Origin of the sequence: Rhizobium sp. Root483D2 (genome assembly GCF_001426685.1) — a bacterium.
Classification (GTDB): Bacteria; Pseudomonadota; Alphaproteobacteria; order Rhizobiales; family Rhizobiaceae; genus Pararhizobium; species Pararhizobium qamdonense.
In genome coordinates, this window is the sequence record NZ_LMFB01000028.1 from 1 (window position 1) to 15,678 (window position 15,678).

The 15,678-nt window shown below is 59.1% G+C and carries 11 protein-coding genes and 2 pseudogenes; 9 read left to right on the forward strand and 4 right to left on the reverse strand.

Annotated elements, in window-relative coordinates:
• The first annotated feature begins 994 nt into the window (after positions 1 to 994).
• Positions 995 to 1,417, forward strand: coding sequence for a response regulator (locus ASD32_RS20520; protein WP_244490216.1), 423 nt, complete (start codon positions 995 to 997; stop codon positions 1,415 to 1,417).
• A gap of 271 nt (positions 1,418 to 1,688) precedes the next feature.
• Here ASD32_RS20520 and ASD32_RS20525 read toward each other — a convergent pair whose 3' ends face one another.
• On the reverse strand, positions 1,689 to 3,035 hold the full coding sequence (locus ASD32_RS20525) for a chloride channel protein (protein ID WP_060639916.1): 1,347 nt from the start codon (positions 3,033 to 3,035) through the stop codon (positions 1,689 to 1,691).
• Positions 3,036 to 3,243: 208 nt separating this feature from the next.
• Between ASD32_RS20525 and ASD32_RS20530 the strand changes: the two genes are divergently transcribed.
• The gene (locus ASD32_RS20530; protein WP_060639917.1) at positions 3,244 to 4,518 is read left to right on the forward strand and encodes a DUF2254 domain-containing protein; all 1,275 of its coding nucleotides are present in this window, start codon (positions 3,244 to 3,246) and stop codon (positions 4,516 to 4,518) included.
• Between the two features lie 62 nt (positions 4,519 to 4,580).
• On the opposite strand, the pseudogene nhaA reads toward ASD32_RS20530, so the two are convergent.
• Both nhaA and ASD32_RS30725 read right to left on the reverse strand, forming a co-directional pair.
• Positions 4,581 to 5,411: pseudogene (gene nhaA / locus ASD32_RS20535) on the reverse strand (Na+/H+ antiporter NhaA); the annotation flags it as partial.
• Between the two features lie 322 nt (positions 5,412 to 5,733).
• A pseudogene (locus ASD32_RS30725) lies at positions 5,734 to 6,012 on the reverse strand (DDE-type integrase/transposase/recombinase); the annotation flags it as partial.
• Positions 6,013 to 6,244: 232 nt separating this feature from the next.
• On the opposite strand from ASD32_RS30725, the gene ASD32_RS20540 reads away from it, so the two are divergent.
• From ASD32_RS20540 to ASD32_RS20560, 5 genes are all read left to right on the forward strand, one after another.
• Entirely contained in the window at positions 6,245 to 7,771 is a 1,527-nt protein-coding gene (locus ASD32_RS20540) for an ABC transporter substrate-binding protein (protein WP_060639918.1), read from the forward strand.
• 97 nt (positions 7,772 to 7,868) lie between these two features.
• Positions 7,869 to 8,810, forward strand: a complete 942-nt coding sequence (locus ASD32_RS20545; protein ID WP_060639919.1) for an ABC transporter permease — start codon at positions 7,869 to 7,871, stop codon at positions 8,808 to 8,810.
• A complete protein-coding gene (locus tag ASD32_RS20550) occupies positions 8,810 to 9,679 on the forward strand; it encodes an ABC transporter permease (RefSeq protein WP_060639920.1) in 870 nt (289 codons plus the stop codon). Before ASD32_RS20545 ends, ASD32_RS20550 begins: the two co-directional genes overlap by 1 nt.
• A gap of 3 nt (positions 9,680 to 9,682) precedes the next feature.
• Entirely contained in the window at positions 9,683 to 10,894 is a 1,212-nt protein-coding gene (locus ASD32_RS20555; protein ID WP_060639921.1) for an amidohydrolase/deacetylase family metallohydrolase, read from the forward strand.
• A 42-nt stretch (positions 10,895 to 10,936) separates the two neighbouring features.
• On the forward strand, positions 10,937 to 11,434 hold the full coding sequence (locus ASD32_RS20560; RefSeq protein ID WP_060639922.1) for a RidA family protein: 498 nt from the start codon (positions 10,937 to 10,939) through the stop codon (positions 11,432 to 11,434).
• Positions 11,435 to 11,450: 16 nt separating this feature from the next.
• Here ASD32_RS20560 and ASD32_RS20565 read toward each other — a convergent pair whose 3' ends face one another.
• Complete coding sequence (locus ASD32_RS20565) at positions 11,451 to 12,266, reverse strand: IclR family transcriptional regulator (RefSeq protein WP_060639923.1); 816 nt, start codon at positions 12,264 to 12,266, stop codon at positions 11,451 to 11,453.
• A gap of 112 nt (positions 12,267 to 12,378) precedes the next feature.
• Between ASD32_RS20565 and ASD32_RS20570 the strand changes: the two genes are divergently transcribed.
• Together ASD32_RS20570 and ASD32_RS20575 are read left to right on the forward strand one after the other, a co-directional pair.
• Complete coding sequence (locus ASD32_RS20570; RefSeq protein WP_060639924.1) at positions 12,379 to 13,578, forward strand: aminotransferase class V-fold PLP-dependent enzyme; 1,200 nt, start codon at positions 12,379 to 12,381, stop codon at positions 13,576 to 13,578.
• Between the two features lie 35 nt (positions 13,579 to 13,613).
• Positions 13,614 to 15,449 carry an ABC transporter ATP-binding protein gene (locus tag ASD32_RS20575; RefSeq protein ID WP_060639925.1) on the forward strand — a complete coding sequence of 612 codons (1,836 nt, stop codon included), beginning with the start codon at positions 13,614 to 13,616 and terminating at the stop codon, positions 15,447 to 15,449.
• Positions 15,450 to 15,678: the final 229 nt, after the last annotated feature.

Consider the following 15,678-nt stretch of genomic DNA (forward strand, 5'->3'; position numbering starts at 1 on the left):
CTTCAATGAATCAAAATCAAACCGATTTGCAAACCCGATTTATGAGTGCGCGGCCTAGGCAAGACGCCCTATATCCATGCTCCAAAACCAAGCCATCCCCATCTGTTATTCACCGGGTCGACAGTATCGGTTTCATCCTTGTGGTTAGGCCACGGATCGGTTGGATGGTGGCGCTCCGGCTCTATCAGATGAGGAAATGGCGGGACGGGGCTGGACGGTTCGGTACCGGAATTAACTGGAAGCGTCATAGCGAATCCTTCTGTTTCCGAAGGTTCAACTCAATAACGTTTGGCAGGTTCCCCTGTTTGGCCCAGATTTTTTCAACTCAAATTACCGCGGATAATCAGATCGCGCACCAAGCGCCCGCGCCGAAAGTGACGGCAGCTTCACCAGTAGTAAGAGTCCTCATCGGCACAGCGTTCTGGGGACAACGCGCCATCCTTCGTTTCGCGCCACCAAACCTTGGCGACCGATCTCGAATAGTCATCAGCTTCCATGTCGAAGGCTCTGCGCCCCGCGCGATACCAAAGGCGCACTCGATCCTCAAACCTCGTGCAGAACTCTTTTTCAAACATCGGCAGAGGCTATCACGGAAGCTGCATCTAGCAAGTAGATTCCACGTGTCGTTCCCGTCCCTACACCGAGTTCGCGGGTCACGATGGCTCGCACTTCGAGATGACGCCGAAGCAGAGCCTCTCAATGGCGCTCACTGCGCATGAGCTCGCCACCAACGCTACCAAATACGGCGCACGACGCCGGCCGTGTCAGGATATCCTGGCATCTGGCGAAGGCCGCCGATGGACGACAGGATCTCAGCTTCGTTTGGCAAGAGTGCGGAGGGCCTTCTGTGTCCGAGCCTAAAACCAAGGCTTTCGGGTCGCGGCTTATCTCTCACGTACTTGCTGCAGATTTCTCCGGCGACGTACGGATCATTTAACCGTCTAGAGGCGTTGTATGCACACTAACAGCCAAACTCGGCTAGCTCGACGCAAAAATGTCTCGCTTTGTCTCCATTCAACGGGATCCGGCCAACCAGAAGCTTTCAGTCATGATTGCTCAACGTACCGCCGTCTTGGTTGTCGAAGACGAGGCCCTCGTTCGAATGGGCATTGTCGATGAACTGGAAAATGCGGGTTTCGAAGTGTTCGAAGCGGCGAATTCGGGTATTGCAATCGAGATTTTAATTGCCAATCCACGAATAGAATTTATGTTCACGGACATCGACATGCCCGGCGGAGTGGACGGTCTTAAGCTGGCAGCGTCGGTTCGGGACAAATGGCCGCCCATTACCATCATCGTAACGTCCGGTCTTCGCGCAGTCGGTGTTGAAAGCCTCCCGGTGCGGGCCCGGTTCATGCCGAAGCCGTACAATCCAGACGTCTTGGTCCGGTCCATCCGAGAGATGATGGCTCAATAATTCCAATCGTGCAGAATTTTCAGAGTGCCGCCTGGTTGTTCAGAGAAGCCTGCGTGATAGCGGTCGGCTAAGACCCTCGCAATTGCTCAAAGCGGCTCGGGAGTTGCGGATCGATCGCTTTCAAGGCGTGCGGCGCCGAAAAGATCTAGACGCAAATGCCCACCCACATCCCATACCCAAGATGCCATGACCGGTAGCAACAGTCTGGGATCGGACTGAGCCGAAATCGCTATGTACTGTCGCCCGGATGATGGGCCTGCGGTTCACTCACCTAATTGGCTGCCGCATGCTCTTTTGAGCGCCTGGCACGCACAGCTGCAGCGATGAAATTGCGTGACAGGCCGTGATAGAGCGGCTCGCGCGAGAGCACGCGCGACGTGACATATCCAAGCATCGAGACGGCCATGATCGGGATGACGGCCTGGTGATCGCCGGTCATTTCCAGAATGATGACGAAGGCTGTCATCGGGGCCTGGACGACCCCGGCGAAGTATCCGGCCATGCCGAGAATAGCCGCAAGCGCGATACTTGTTCCCAGTAGTGAGCCAACGGTGCTGCCGAAGCCCGCGCCGACGGCCAGCGACGGCGCGAAGATGCCACCTGGAATTCCTGACATCATAGACAGGAAGCTTGCAAGAAGTTTTTCGGCAAAAAACAGCGAATGCGTAGCATGACCCTCAATCGCGCCTCGGGCCTGCTCGTAGCTGGTGCCGTAGGTGTCGCCGCCGGAAACAATACCGATGATGGCGACGCCAAGACCGCATAGACCGGCAAGCAGAACCATGCGTTTGAGTGGCGCCGGTTGAGACCATCGGCGAATTCGGATGCCTGAGTATAGTGCCAACCCGCTGAACGCGGCGCCAAGCATACCGCCCCCGATCCCGCATACCGGCACCAGCACCCAATCCGTGATATTCGAAGGTGCGGCCGTCGCCGTGCCGAAATAGTTGTAACTGCCCGACAGGCCGAGTGCTGCAAGGCCCGACAGGATGACGGCCGTCAGCACAATCCCGTTGGCGCGTGACTCGTAGGCCCGGCTCATCTCCTCGATCGCAAAGACGATGCCCGCAAGCGGCGTGTTGAAGGCTGCTGCGATACCGGCAGCAGAGCCAGCTAGAATGAGGCCTCGGGCCTGCGCCATTCCGCCAAAGCGGGCTGCGGCCAACATGAAGGACGCGCCCACCTGAACTGTCGGGCCTTCTCGTCCGATCGAAGCACCGCAAAAAAGCCCAAGCACCGTCAAGACAATCTTGCCGAACGCAATACGGAGCGATAGGAGAGCCGAGCGGTCCGCTTCGTCATGCAAGTGCCTCGCAGCGATTGCCTGTGGAATGCCGCTTCCTTGGGAGTTTGGAAAGAGCGTGATCGCGAGCCAAGAGGACAAGATAAAGCCCAGCGGTGTCAAGACGAGCGGCAGGAGATGGGTCCAACTGCCCGATGTCGTAATCCCCGCAAAGGCCTTTTGCGCCATGTCGGCGATCCATGCGAACGCGACGCTCGTCACGCCGATTGCCAGCGCCCCGGTCCAAAAGACCAGGCGCGGCTTCCACAGCTTGAGCGATCCGCGAAACAGGCGCGAACGGCGGATGAGTTTGGAATTGCGATAGGAAAGGGGCATTCTGCTGGCCAAGTTTCAAGGGATCGCCTGCTTATCGGCTCAGCCGAACAATCATGCAAGCATTCAAGACGATCCCGAGATTGATTGTTGGACAGGAACCACCGCCGGCAAAAAACAGATTATCGGGTTGATCCATTTTCTGGTCTATAACTCGAGGCGCTAATATCGAGGTTCTGCTATTGACCTCGCCTGTTTAAATGGGATTCTGATGACATCACGTTGGGTCTGGTTTTTTGCAAAGGTCGCGCGGCGGATCTGGTTTCGAGCGACTCTGTTTTCCATCCTGGCCGTAGCCACCGCGTTGGTTGCCATCGTCGCCAGCCCTTTTATCCCGAGCGAGCTTCCAACCCGCATCGGTGCTGATGCCGTCGACAACATCCTCGGCATCATCGCTTCCAGCATGCTGACGGTCACGACATTCTCTCTCAGCACGATGGTGTCTGCCTATTCGGCGGCAACCAGCAATGTAACGCCGCGTGCGACAAAACTGGTGATGGAGGACAGCACGACGCAGAATGTTCTGGCGACATTCGTCGGTTCGTTCCTGTTCAGCCTTGTCGGTATCATTGCGCTCAGCACAGGAGCTTACGGCGATCGCGGACGTGTCGTGTTGTTTATCGTCACGATCGCTGTGATCGTGCTGATCGTCGTGACCCTGTTGCGCTGGATCGATCATCTCTCACGGCTTGGACGCGTCACGGAGACCACTGAGAGGGTAGAAAAAGTGACCATCGAAGCGATGCGCTCACGACATCAGCGTCCTTATCTCGGTGGTAGTAAATTGGCTGATGACAAGGACATCCCCTCCTATGCAACGCACGTCTTCATCGATAGGATCGGATATATCCAGCATCTGGACTCCGGCGCGCTGTCGCGCATTGCCACGGATGCGAAAGCGCGGATTTTTGTGCGGATGATTCCTGGACAGTTGGTCGAACCTACAATGCCGGTGGCATCTGTCGATATTGCTGGAGGCAATGATATAGAACAGACCCTTGCCTCCATCAGAGGATGCTTTTCGGTCGGGGATACCCGGTCCTATGATCAGGATCCACGGTTCGGCGCGTCAGTGCTATCCGAAATCGCTTCTCGCGCCTTGTCGCCTGCGGTCAACGATCCTGGAACAGCCATCGACGTCATCACGCGTGCAATGCGCGTTGTGGCCGTCTGGAACGAACGGGCGGACAAATCATCGCATACTGAAATCGAGTTTGATAACGTCTACATCCCGCCCATCCGTCTTGACGATATCTTTGATGATCTGTTCACGCCGATTGCACGCGACGGTGCTGCCCTCATTGAGGTCTGCCTTCGTCTTCAAAAAGCGCTTGGTGTTCTTGCTCGGTTTGATCAGCCCCGCTTTCGGGAGAATGCCATTCGGCATTCCAAGGAAGCGCTCTTGCGTGCCGAACTGGCGTTGACCCTTGAAAGCGACAGGCAACGGGTGAGGAACGTTGCGCAAAGCATCACTGATGCGGAATAGCCTGAGCGCCGCGCGTCGCCGCTCAAAGCACGATCAATGCCGTCGACGCCTGTCAAAAATTCTTATGCTGTTGCGCCTCGCCGCCCGAATATCGACAGCACGACCGCCCCCAGCACGCCTGACAGGACCGAACCCGCGAGTATCCCGATCTTGACCCGATCCCGAACACCAGGATCATCGAATGCCAAAAGGCCGATGAACAGGCTCATGGTGAAACCGATACCGCAGAGGAGGGCGGTGCCCGTCACCTGACCCCAGCTTGCCTGAGCCGGCAGATCCGCGACGCCAAGTTTCACCAGAACTGCCACCGTGCCAAGGACGCCAACCAGCTTGCCGAGCATCAGACCAGCAGCGATACCCATCGTCAGGTGCTCGGAAAACACCGACATGGAAATACCGGCAAAGGACACGCCAGCATTGGCAAATCCGAAAATCGGTACAATCACGAAGGCGACCGGCTTGTGTAGGAGATGCTCGAGCTTGTGCAGCGGCGATTCGTGATGGGCTGCTTCTGGTGTGCCCGGTGTGAGCTTCAGCGGGATCGTCAGGGCAAGAATGACGCCGGCCAGCGTCGCATGAATCCCTGATGCGAATACGAGCACCCACAGGACTGCACCTAGCACAAGGTAACGCCAGAGCGCCTTGACACCCATCCTGTTGAAGATGATCAGATTGCCAACCACGATGCCTGCGCCGGCAAGGGAAAGCAGATTGAGGTCGGCCGTGTAGAAGATCGCGATGACGATCACCGCGCCGAGGTCGTCGATGATGGCCAGCGCTGCGAGAAAAATCTTGAGCGAAGCCGGGACACGGCTTCCGAGAAGAGAAAGCACGCCAAGCGCGAAAGCGATGTCGGTTGCCGTGGGAATAGCCCATCCGCGCAACGCTGCCGGATCGTTCCAGTTCGCAATCGGGATCGGCGGCTCTACGGTCACCACTCGCGGCGCAACCCGGCGATCTCGCTGCGCCTCCGGCCTCCGGATGCGAAGGACACCATCAGGATCTCGCGGTCGAGGAGATCGCGCGGCAGGGTAGGCGAAGGCTCCGTTAAGACAACGCTACTTGGTCAACGTCGAACAGTGTGCCAGTCGCCGGTGCAAAGTCGATGGCTCATTCGGGGCGACCACCTTAAAAACGTGGTTGCGAAGGTTCTCATCGATATCGGGACACGCCGTGACTGGGATCGCTCGCCCGCCGCTGCGGATCTCAAAGGTGCTGGCTCAAGGCATCGAAAAACATACCATCGGCATCGAAGGCCTGCCACAACCAGTATTTCTGCCTTTGATCGCAACGACCATTTCGTCGAGATGCCACCTATCGGCAGACTGCCCCTGGACCGATGACGGAGGATGGGGGCAAATTCCGGGCCGTATTTGGGGTTCCATTCCGCAACTGTCGGAACGAAACTCCAGTGCCGCGCTCATCCAGCAGATCTTCTACATAACACAGGCTCAGCGGAAACCGAAGATAGAGCCACACCGCATGCGCTATCATCTCTCAGCAAAAGCGGTGGCGCTTGTAGTGGGGCCTCGTAAGACCGGTCGACGGTTTCGGGTTTATGCCGGTGAACACCGGCTTTTGAATGTTAAGGCTACGCTACGCGTGTCTTTGCATTTTTCACGATTCCGGTAGGATTCGGAAACGTACTATTGACACGGCTAAAGGGGCGGATATTCTGTTATAAGAATACATATTGCATAATAATGGAACACTCGGGAGCTCTAGCATGAAAATGATGACCGCACTCTTATTGGGAACGGCACTTACAGTCCTTCCATCCAGCCTGTTTGCGCAGGAGAAGGGCGGCATCGTCAACGTCGCCACGATCGGCGAGCCGCCGACGCTCGACCCGATGTCGTCGACCGCCGATCTCGTCGGTATCGTCACACAGCATATTTTCGAAACGCTCTACACATTCGACAAGAACTGGAAGGTCACCCCGCTTCTGGCCGAGATCCTGCCGGAAATCAGTGCCGACGGCAAAATCTACACGATCAAGCTGCGCAGCGGCATCAAGTTTCATGACAATACCGACATGACTTCCGAGGATGTGGTCGCCTCTCTTCATCGGTGGGAGAAGATCGCCTCGCGCGGCAAGCAGGTGGCTGGCTTCATCACCGCCATCGAGGCTGTCGATCCTGCCACCATCAAGATCACGCTGACGCAGCCCTATGCGCCGCTGGCCTCGCTGCTCGCCTTCAACAATTCCGCCGCCATCATCATCCCGTCTGAAAAGCAGGATGATGTGATGAAAGATTTTATCGGCACCGGTCCCTATATGCTGAAAGAGCGTAAGGCTGACCAGTATATCCAGCTGACCCGTTTTGACGGCTACACGTCGCGCGACGGCGAGAGCGATGGTTACGGCGGCGCCCGCCACCAGTATCTCGACGAAATCCGTTTCGTTCCCGTTCCCGATCCGAACACGCGCGTCGAAGCTGCCGTCTCCGGCCAGTACGATTATGTGGACTCCATCCCGGTCGAATCCTTCGACAAGATCAAGGCCGCCGCCGCAACGCAGCCGATGATGCTGAAGCCTTTCGGCTATCCGGTCTTCGTCTTCAATACGGCAGAGGGTGTCAGCAAGAACGTTGCCGTGCGCAAGGCTATCCGTCAGGCGCTCAGCATGGAAGACATGATGGCGGCTGCTTTCGGCAGCCCGGATTTCTTCTCGCTTGACGGTGCGATCTATCCCGAGGCCTATTCCTGGCATACCGAAGCGGGCACAGACGGTGCTTATAATGTCGCTGATCCGGAAGGGGCCGCAGCAGCGCTGAAGGCAGCCGGTTACAAGGGCGAGCCACTGCGCATTCTGACCAGCCGCCAGTATGAGTTTCACTACAAGATGGCTCAGGTGGCGGCGGAATATCTGAAGCTTGCCGGCTTTACCGTCGACATGCAGGTTGTCGATTGGGCGACGCTGACCCAGCGCCGGGCTGATCCAAAGCTGTGGGACATCTACATCACACACAGCCCCTTCCTGCCGGAACCGGCGCTGATCGGTTCGCTCTCCACCAGCTCGCCGGGCTGGTGGGACACGCCGGCCCGCAAGGCGGCCGTGGATGCGTTCACGGCGGAAGTCGATCCCGACAAGCGCGTCGCGCTGTTCGCCGACGTCCAGAAGGCGATCTATGACGATGTCGCCTTCATGAAGATCGGCAACTTCAATGCGGTCGCAGCCAAGTCGACCAAGCTCGAAGGTGTCGATCCGGCTCCGTGGCCGTACTTTTGGAACGCATCGATCGCGAAATGATCATTCGATAAAGGACGGATAAAGGACGACACCGGCTCACCAGGGCCGGTGTCCGCTCCGGTGCTGCAGGCTCCCGGCGCATAAGGATCAGGCTTTCATGATACGGTACATTTTCCAGCGCCTCTTCGGAATGTTCGTCGTGATGTTTCTCGTCGTCACGATCGTCTTCGTGATCGTGCGCGTGACGCCCGGCGACCCGGCTGCAGTCATGCTCGGGCCAGACGCCACCTCCCAGGATATCGCCGACCTGCGCACCCAGCTCGGCCTCGACCGCTCGCTCGGCGTTCAATACCTCTACTATATGGGGCAGTTGCTGCGGGGGGATCTCGGCCAGTCGATCTTCCTCAACATGCCGGTGACGTCGGCACTGTTCGACCGGGCCGAACCGACTTTTTTCCTCACCTTGTTCTCGCTGCTGATCGCCAGCGCCATCGCCCTGCCGATCGGCATCTATGCAGCCTACCGCCGTGGCTCGATTTTCGATCAGGCGGCGACCGCACTCGCAATGCTCGCCGCCAGCATTCCGAGCTTCTGGCTCGGCCTGATCATGATGCAGGTCTTCGCCGTCCGGTTCGATCTGTTCCCGGTGTCGGGTTATGGCGGGCCGGGATCGACCTTTTCGGAACGGATGTATCATCTGGCACTGCCCGCCTTTGCGCTCGGGATCGTCTCCTCGGCGCTGGTGTTGCGATTTACCCGCGCCTCGATGCTCGACGTGCTCGGCGATGATTATATCCGGACTGCGCGGGCCAAGGGCCTGATCGAGCGCCGCGTCATCCTCAAGCACGCGCTGAAGAATGCGCTGATCCCGATCCTGACGGTCATCGGCCTGACGGCGGCGGTTCTCGTCTCCGGAGCGGTGGTGACCGAGACCGTGTTCGGCCTGCCGGGCATCGGCAACCTGGTGGTATCCGCCGTGCTCCGGCGCGATTATCCGGTCATTCAGGGCGCGCTGCTGGTCATCGCTGCGCTCTACGTCCTGATCAATTTTGCCATCGACATGCTTTATCTGCTGGTCGATCCGAGGGTGCGTTACTGATGACAGCAATCGTCTCCAAACCGGCGCTCAGCGAGCGCAACAAATTCATCCGGCGATTGCTGAAGCGCAAGACGGTGGCATTCGGACTGATCGTGCTGACGATCTTCGTACTTCTGGCTATCTTCGCGCCGCTGATCGCGCCCTATTCCCCGTCGAAACTGTCGATCATCAACCGGCTCAAGCCACCAAGCGGCACCTTCATCTTCGGCACGGACGAATTCGGCCGCGACGTGTTTTCGCGGACGATCTATTCGGCGAGGCTGTCTTTGCTGGTGGGTGCTGCCGTCGTGACGCTGTCTGCCCTGATCGGCGTAACGCTCGGGCTGATCGCAGGGTTCTTCAAGCAGTTCGACGCACCGATCGCCCGGTTGATCGACGCAATGATGGCCTTTCCGGACATTCTCCTCGCCATCGCTCTGGTCGCAGCTCTTGGGCCGTCGCTGACCACCGTCATCATCGCGCTCAGCATCGTTTATGCGCCCCGCCTGGCCCGGATCGTCCGCGCTTCGACGCTGGTGATCCGCGAGCTTCCTTACATAGAGGCGTCGCGGGCGCTGGGCATTTCGACCCGGCACATCATGACCCGGCATGTGCTGCGCAACCTCCTGTCGCCGATCCTCGTGCAGGGCACCTTCCTGTTTGCGAGCGCCATGCTGGCGGAGGCCGGCCTCTCGTTCCTCGGCCTCGGCGTCAGCCCGGAAATTCCCACCTGGGGAACGATGATTTCCGCCGGGCGGCAATATATCGGCCAGGCCGACTGGATGACCCTGTTTCCGGGCTTTGCCATCATTCTCTCCGTGCTGTCGCTGCAGATGGTTGGCGACGGACTGCGCGATCTTCTCGATCCAAGACTTCGAAAGGACTTATGAATCATGTCTTCCGGAAATGAGGCGAAGGGGCCTGTGCTTCTCGCCAACGTCAAACCCATGGCTTTCGGTGCCGGCGCACCAAACGGCCCGATCGACATTCTCATCAATGCGGATGGCCGTATTGGCGAAATCGGTCCGTCGCTAGCGGTATCCGCCGGTATCCAGCGTATTGACGGCAAGGGTGCGTGGATTTCGCCCGGCTGGATCGATCTGCACGTCCATATCTGGCACGGCGGAACCGATATTTCGCTGCGTCCATCCGAATGCGGCGCCGAGCGTGGCGTCACCACGCTGGTCGATGCCGGCTCTGCCGGTGAAGCCAATTTCCATGGCTTTCGCGAGTATATCATCGAGCCGTCGCGCGAGCGCATCAAAGCCTTCATCAATCTCGGCTCCATCGGCCTTGTCGCCTGTAACCGCGTGCCGGAACTCAGAAGCATCCAGGACATCAACCTCGATCGCATCCTGGAGGTCTATGCCGAAAACAGCGAGCATATCGTCGGCATCAAGGTGCGGGCGAGCCACGTTATCACTGGCTCCTGGGGCGTAACGCCGGTCAAGCTCGGCAAGAAGATAGCCAAGATCCTCAAGATACCGATGATGGTGCATGTCGGCGAACCGCCGGCGCTCTACGACGAAGTGCTCGAAATCCTCGGCCCCGGCGATATCGTCACCCATTGCTTCAACGGCAAGGCCGGCTCGAGCATCATGGAGGACGAGGACCTGTTCGATCTGGCCGAGCGGTGCGCCGGAGACGGCATCCGGCTGGATATCGGCCATGGCGGCGCGTCGTTCTCGTTCAAGGTTGCGGAAGCGGCGATCAAGCGCGGTCTCCTGCCCTTCTCGATCTCGACGGACCTGCACGACCACTCGATGAACTTCCCGGTCTGGGACCTGGCGACGACCATGTCGAAACTGCTGGTGGTCGGCATGCCGTTCGAAAAGGTGGTGGAAGCCGTCACCCAGGCACCGGCATCGGTCATCAAGCTTCCGATGGAAAATCGCCTCGCTGTCGGCGAACGTGCCGATTTCACCATCTTCGATCTCGTCGATTCCGATATCGAGGCGACGGATTCGAACGGCGACGTCTCGGTGCTCACCCGGATCTTCGAGCCGCGCTACGCTGTCATCGGCGCCGAGGCGATCACCGCCAGCCGCTACATTCCCCGCGCCCGTAAACTCGTGCGCCACAGCCACGGCTATTCCTACCGGTAGCCGTGCCGTTTCTTGAAGCCTTAGCAGGACACAGGAGTTCGCGTGAACAGTTCCACAGCAACCGCCGCAAGTCCCGGCTCGCCCGCCGAGCGGCTGGCCTCGCTCGGCCTCACGTTGCCGCCGCCGCCGCCGCCGATCGCCAATTTCGTCACGCATGTGCGCGAAGGCAATCTGATTTATCTCTCCGGTCAGGGACCGCGTGAGGCCGATGGCTTTATGCACAGCGGCAAGGTGGGGATCGGCGGCGTCAGTGTCAGCGACGCCTATGGCCATGCGCGGCTGACCGGTATCAATCTACTGGCGGTGCTGCAGGACGCGCTTGGAGATCTTGCGCGGGTGCGGCGCGTCGTCAAACTGCTCGGCATGGTCAATGCGGAACCTGATTTCGAGGATCATCCGAGCGTGATCAACGGCTGCTCCGATCTCTTCATCGAGGTCTTTGCAGACGCCGGGCATCATGCGCGCTCGGCTGTCGGCTTCGGGTCATTGCCCGGCAACATCACCGTCGAGATCGAAGCGATCGTCGCCCTTTACGACTGAGGAACCACCCGGCATGTCAATGGCTGCGCCAGCCCATCAAGGTTTCGATCCGTTCCGCCGACGCGCGGACATGGGACGTGTAATGCGTTTCGTCGGAAAAAGCCTTCTGCTCCGGCAGGACGATGGAGATCGTGGCAACGCACTGGCCTTCGCGGTCGCAGATCGGCGAGGCAATGCAGGCAACAGCATAGTCGGATTCGCCGGCCTGGATGGAAAGCCGGGCCTGCATGGCGTCCGCCGCAGCCGCCGCCAAGGTTGCCGGATCGACATCGGCGCGGCCGGTAGGAGACGAGCGCGCACAGCGCTTGAAAAGCTCGAGGCGTTCATCATCCGGCAGATGGCCGACCAGAAGGCGGCCGGACGCGGTCCAATTCAAGGGAACCCGGGTTCCCACCCGCGAGGTGACCTGAAAGTGACTGGGGCCGGCTGCCATCGCCAGCACCAGCATATGATCGCCGTCGCGGCCGCAGACCTGGACGGTTTCCCCGGACTGGCGGCAAAGATCGTGCATCTCGTGGGTCGCGACATTCATGAAATCGAGCGAGCGGGCATAGGCCAGACCGTAGTGATAAAGCCTTGCACCAAGCCAGATCATGCTGTCGGCATCGCGTGTCAGAAGGTTCTTTTCAACGAGATCGTCGATGATTACGTAGACTGTGGACAGCGGTGCGCCGATAGCCTTGGCGATCGCGTAGGCGCCGGCAGGCGCGCCGGTCTCATAGAGGTAGTCGAGGATCTGCAGGGTCCGGTCGATGCCGCTGACGCGCGAACGCTTTTCGCCTTTGGCATTATCCAGGACGGCGGTGGAAACGGGCTGGGTTTTGGTATCCAAGAGAAAAGCTCACATTGCGATTTTGTCTCGTTATTACATTATTATGGCATAGCTGTCGACTGCCAGAAGACGACGTCTTCGAATTGTGACAGCGGAATTTTTGGAGAAGACAATGCCCACTAAAGACATCCGCACATCGCTTGGCCTGCGTCCGGTCATCAACGTTTCAGGCACGATGACCAGCCTCGGTGCATCCATCGTGGTTCCGGAGGCGGTCGCTGCGATGACGTCGATCCTGCCGCAATTCGTCGAGATGAACGATCTGCAACGCAAGGCCAGCGCCATCATCGCGCGGCTGACCGGCAGCGAAGCGGGTTTCGTCACGGCATCGTGCGCCGCAGGTATCAGCCTTGCGGTGGCAGGCACGATCACCGGCAGCGATTTGCTGGCGATCGAAAAGCTGCCGGAGGCCAGCACTGGGAAAAACGAAGTGCTCGTACAGATGGGCCATGTCGTCAGCTACGGCGCGCCGGTCGATCAGTCCATCCGGATTGCCGGAGGCAAGACCGTGATGATCGGTCAGGCCACCTCGACGCATCGTTACCACATGGAAAATGCCATCACCGACAAGACGGCGGCGGCTCTTTACGTCGTCTCGCATCATGTGGTTGATTACGGTCTGTTGAAACTCAAGGAGTTCGTAGAAATCGCCCATGCCAAGGGCGTGCCTGTGATTGTCGATGCGGCATCGGAATATGACCTGCGCATCTTTCTCGAACAGGGCGCCGATATCGTGCTCTATTCGGGCCACAAGTTCCTCGGCGGGCCAACCTCCGGCATCGTGGCCGGCAAGAAGGAGCTGGTTCGCAACGCCTTTCTTCAGAACATGGGGATCGGCCGCGGCATGAAGGCCGGCAAGGAGAGCGTCTACGGCGTCATGGCCGCACTCGAAGCCTGGGAAACGCGCGATCACGGCGGCATCCGCGCCCGCGAAACAAGCTACCTGCATCTGTGGCGCGACACGCTGGAGGGCCGTCCCGGGGTCCAGGCGCTCATCGAACCGGATCCGACCAACAACCCGCTGGACCGAATGCGCGTCATCATCTCGGCGCCGGAGGCCCATATCACCGCCTGGGATCTTGCCGATGCGTTGGCGCGCGGCACGCCGCCGATCATCGTGCGCGATCATGAGGTCGAACACCGCTATTTCTATCTCGATCCCTGCAACCTGCATCCCGGTCAGGAGGCGGTCGTTGCCCGCCGTCTTGCGGAAGAACTCGACAAGGCCCGGGCCTCGAACGAGATCATTGCCACGCCGCTGGAAAACCGCAGCAAGCACCGTTTCGACGGCGCCCTGCGCTGGCCGGATTGATCCGACCGCTTCGAAACCCAACCAAGGATTCCGCCATGGCCAGCTCACCCGCCCACAAGATCGACCCCGCGCAGCCCGTTCTGTCGGTGGAGAACCTGACGACATCGTTCATGGTCGACGGGGAGTGGAAACCGGTCGTGCGCAACGTCTCGTTTGCGGTCGCCCCTGGAGAAACGGTGGCGATCGTCGGGGAGTCCGGCTCGGGCAAGAGCGTCACCTCGCTGTCGATCATGCGGCTGCTGCAGGCCGATACCAGCCGCATCGAAGGCAGCGTCATGCTCGATGGGCGCGATATCCTGAAACTGCCGGAAAGCGCGATGCGCAAGGTGCGCGGCAACGATGTGGCGATGATCTTTCAGGAACCGATGACGAGCCTCAATCCGCTCTTCACCATCGGCGACCAGATTTCCGAGGCGCTTCTCTGCCACTCGGCAATCAGCAAGCGCGATGCGAGGGCCGAAACCATCCGGCTTTTGGAAAAGGTACGCATTCCCGCCGCCGCCTCCCGTTTCGATGAATATCCGCACCGGTTCTCCGGCGGTATGCGACAGCGTGTGATGATCGCCATGGCACTTGCCTCCCGGCCGAAGCTGTTGATAGCCGACGAGCCAACAACGGCGCTTGATGTCACCATCCAAGGGCAGATCCTTGATCTCATCAAAACCCTGCAGGAAGAGGAGGGCACCTCCGTTCTGTTCATCACGCACGATATGGGCGTCGTTGCCGAAATTGCCGACCGGACTGTGGTGATGTATCGCGGTGAACAGGTGGAAACCGGCGCTACAAGCGACATATTCTTTCGTGCACAGCATCCCTATACGCGGGCGCTTTTGTCCGCCGTTCCCGTGCTTGGCTCGATGAACGGCAACGATCGGCCGATGCGCTTTCCAATCGTCGATCCGGCGACCGGAGTGTCAGATATCCCGATGCAGACGGCCGATACGGTGGCGTCCGGCAAACGACCGGTGCTAGAAGTCAGGAACCTCACAAAGCGTTTCGACATTCATTCCGGACTGTTCGGCAGGCTGACCAGCCGTGTTCACGCCGTCGAAAACGTCTCCTTCGATCTGCACGCTGGCGAAACCCTGTCGCTGGTGGGTGAATCTGGTTGCGGCAAATCCACCACCGGCCGCGCCATCATGCGGCTGATCGAGCCACAGGCGGGTTCCGTCCGGGTCGATGGCACAGAAGTGCTGACGCTGGACAAGAACGGCATGCGCGAGATGCGCCAGAGCGTCCAGATGATCTTCCAGGACCCATTCGCCAGCCTTAATCCGCGCATGCGTATCGGGGCGGCGATTGCCGAGCCCTATATCGAACACAAGATGGGATCTGAGAAACAGGCGCGCGATCTGGTGGCCGATCTGCTGGTCAAGGTCGGGCTGACCGCCGACATGGCATCGCGGTATCCGCACGAGTTTTCCGGCGGCCAGCGCCAGCGCATCTGTATCGCGCGGGCGTTGGCACTCGATCCCAAGGTGATTGTGGCTGATGAAAGTGTCTCGGCGCTCGACGTGTCGATCAAGGCGCAGGTGATCAATCTGCTGCTCGACCTGCAGCATAGCCTCAACCTTGCCTTCCTGTTCATCTCTCATGACATGGCCGTCGTCGAACGCGTCAGCCACCGTGTCGCTGTGATGTATCTCGGTGAAATCGTCGAAATCGGCCCCCGCGCTGCCGTCTTCGGCAATCCGCAGCATGCCTATACCAAGAAGCTCATCTCGGCAGTGCCAATCCCGAATCCGGACCGGCGTCGCGAAAAAGGTCGGATCAGCAACGACGAGATAAAAAGCCCGATGCGGCCAGCAGACTACAAGGTCGTGCCAATTCAATACCGCGAAGTTTCGCCGGGGCATTTTGTAGCTTACTGATGATAATGGTATTTGAGGCGAAGCGACGGGGTATTGTGGCATCCGGATGCCTAAGCCATGGTCTTTGCGTAGCGGTACCCCAGAGTCAGCGGTTTGGTTCCCTTCAAGGCGGGGTAATCAATCACTTCTACAGGCTCCCATGTATAAATATCTAAGGGACGATCTTCGTCTAGGCCGTGGACTCATAACGATCTGATCCAAATTCTTACTGCTGCCAATTTGACGGCGG

What these genes read in the sequence shown, in the direction of transcription:
- ASD32_RS20550 (WP_060639920.1), top strand. Translation starts at nt 8,810, where the DNA reads ATGACAGCAATCGTCTCCAAACCGGCGCTCAGCGAGCGCAACAAATTC.
- ASD32_RS20540 (WP_060639918.1), top strand. Translation starts at nt 6,245, where the DNA reads ATGAAAATGATGACCGCACTCTTATTGGGAACGGCACTTACAGTCCTT.
- ASD32_RS20570 (WP_060639924.1), top strand. Translation starts at nt 12,379, where the DNA reads ATGCCCACTAAAGACATCCGCACATCGCTTGGCCTGCGTCCGGTCATC.
- ASD32_RS20525 (WP_060639916.1), bottom strand. Translation starts at nt 3,035, where the DNA reads ATGCCCCTTTCCTATCGCAATTCCAAACTCATCCGCCGTTCGCGCCTG.
- ASD32_RS20575 (WP_060639925.1), top strand. Translation starts at nt 13,614, where the DNA reads ATGGCCAGCTCACCCGCCCACAAGATCGACCCCGCGCAGCCCGTTCTG.
- ASD32_RS20545 (WP_060639919.1), top strand. Translation starts at nt 7,869, where the DNA reads ATGATACGGTACATTTTCCAGCGCCTCTTCGGAATGTTCGTCGTGATG.
- ASD32_RS20555 (WP_060639921.1), top strand. Translation starts at nt 9,683, where the DNA reads ATGTCTTCCGGAAATGAGGCGAAGGGGCCTGTGCTTCTCGCCAACGTC.
- ASD32_RS20530 (WP_060639917.1), top strand. Translation starts at nt 3,244, where the DNA reads ATGACATCACGTTGGGTCTGGTTTTTTGCAAAGGTCGCGCGGCGGATC.
- ASD32_RS20520 (WP_244490216.1), top strand. Translation starts at nt 995, where the DNA reads ATGTCTCGCTTTGTCTCCATTCAACGGGATCCGGCCAACCAGAAGCTT.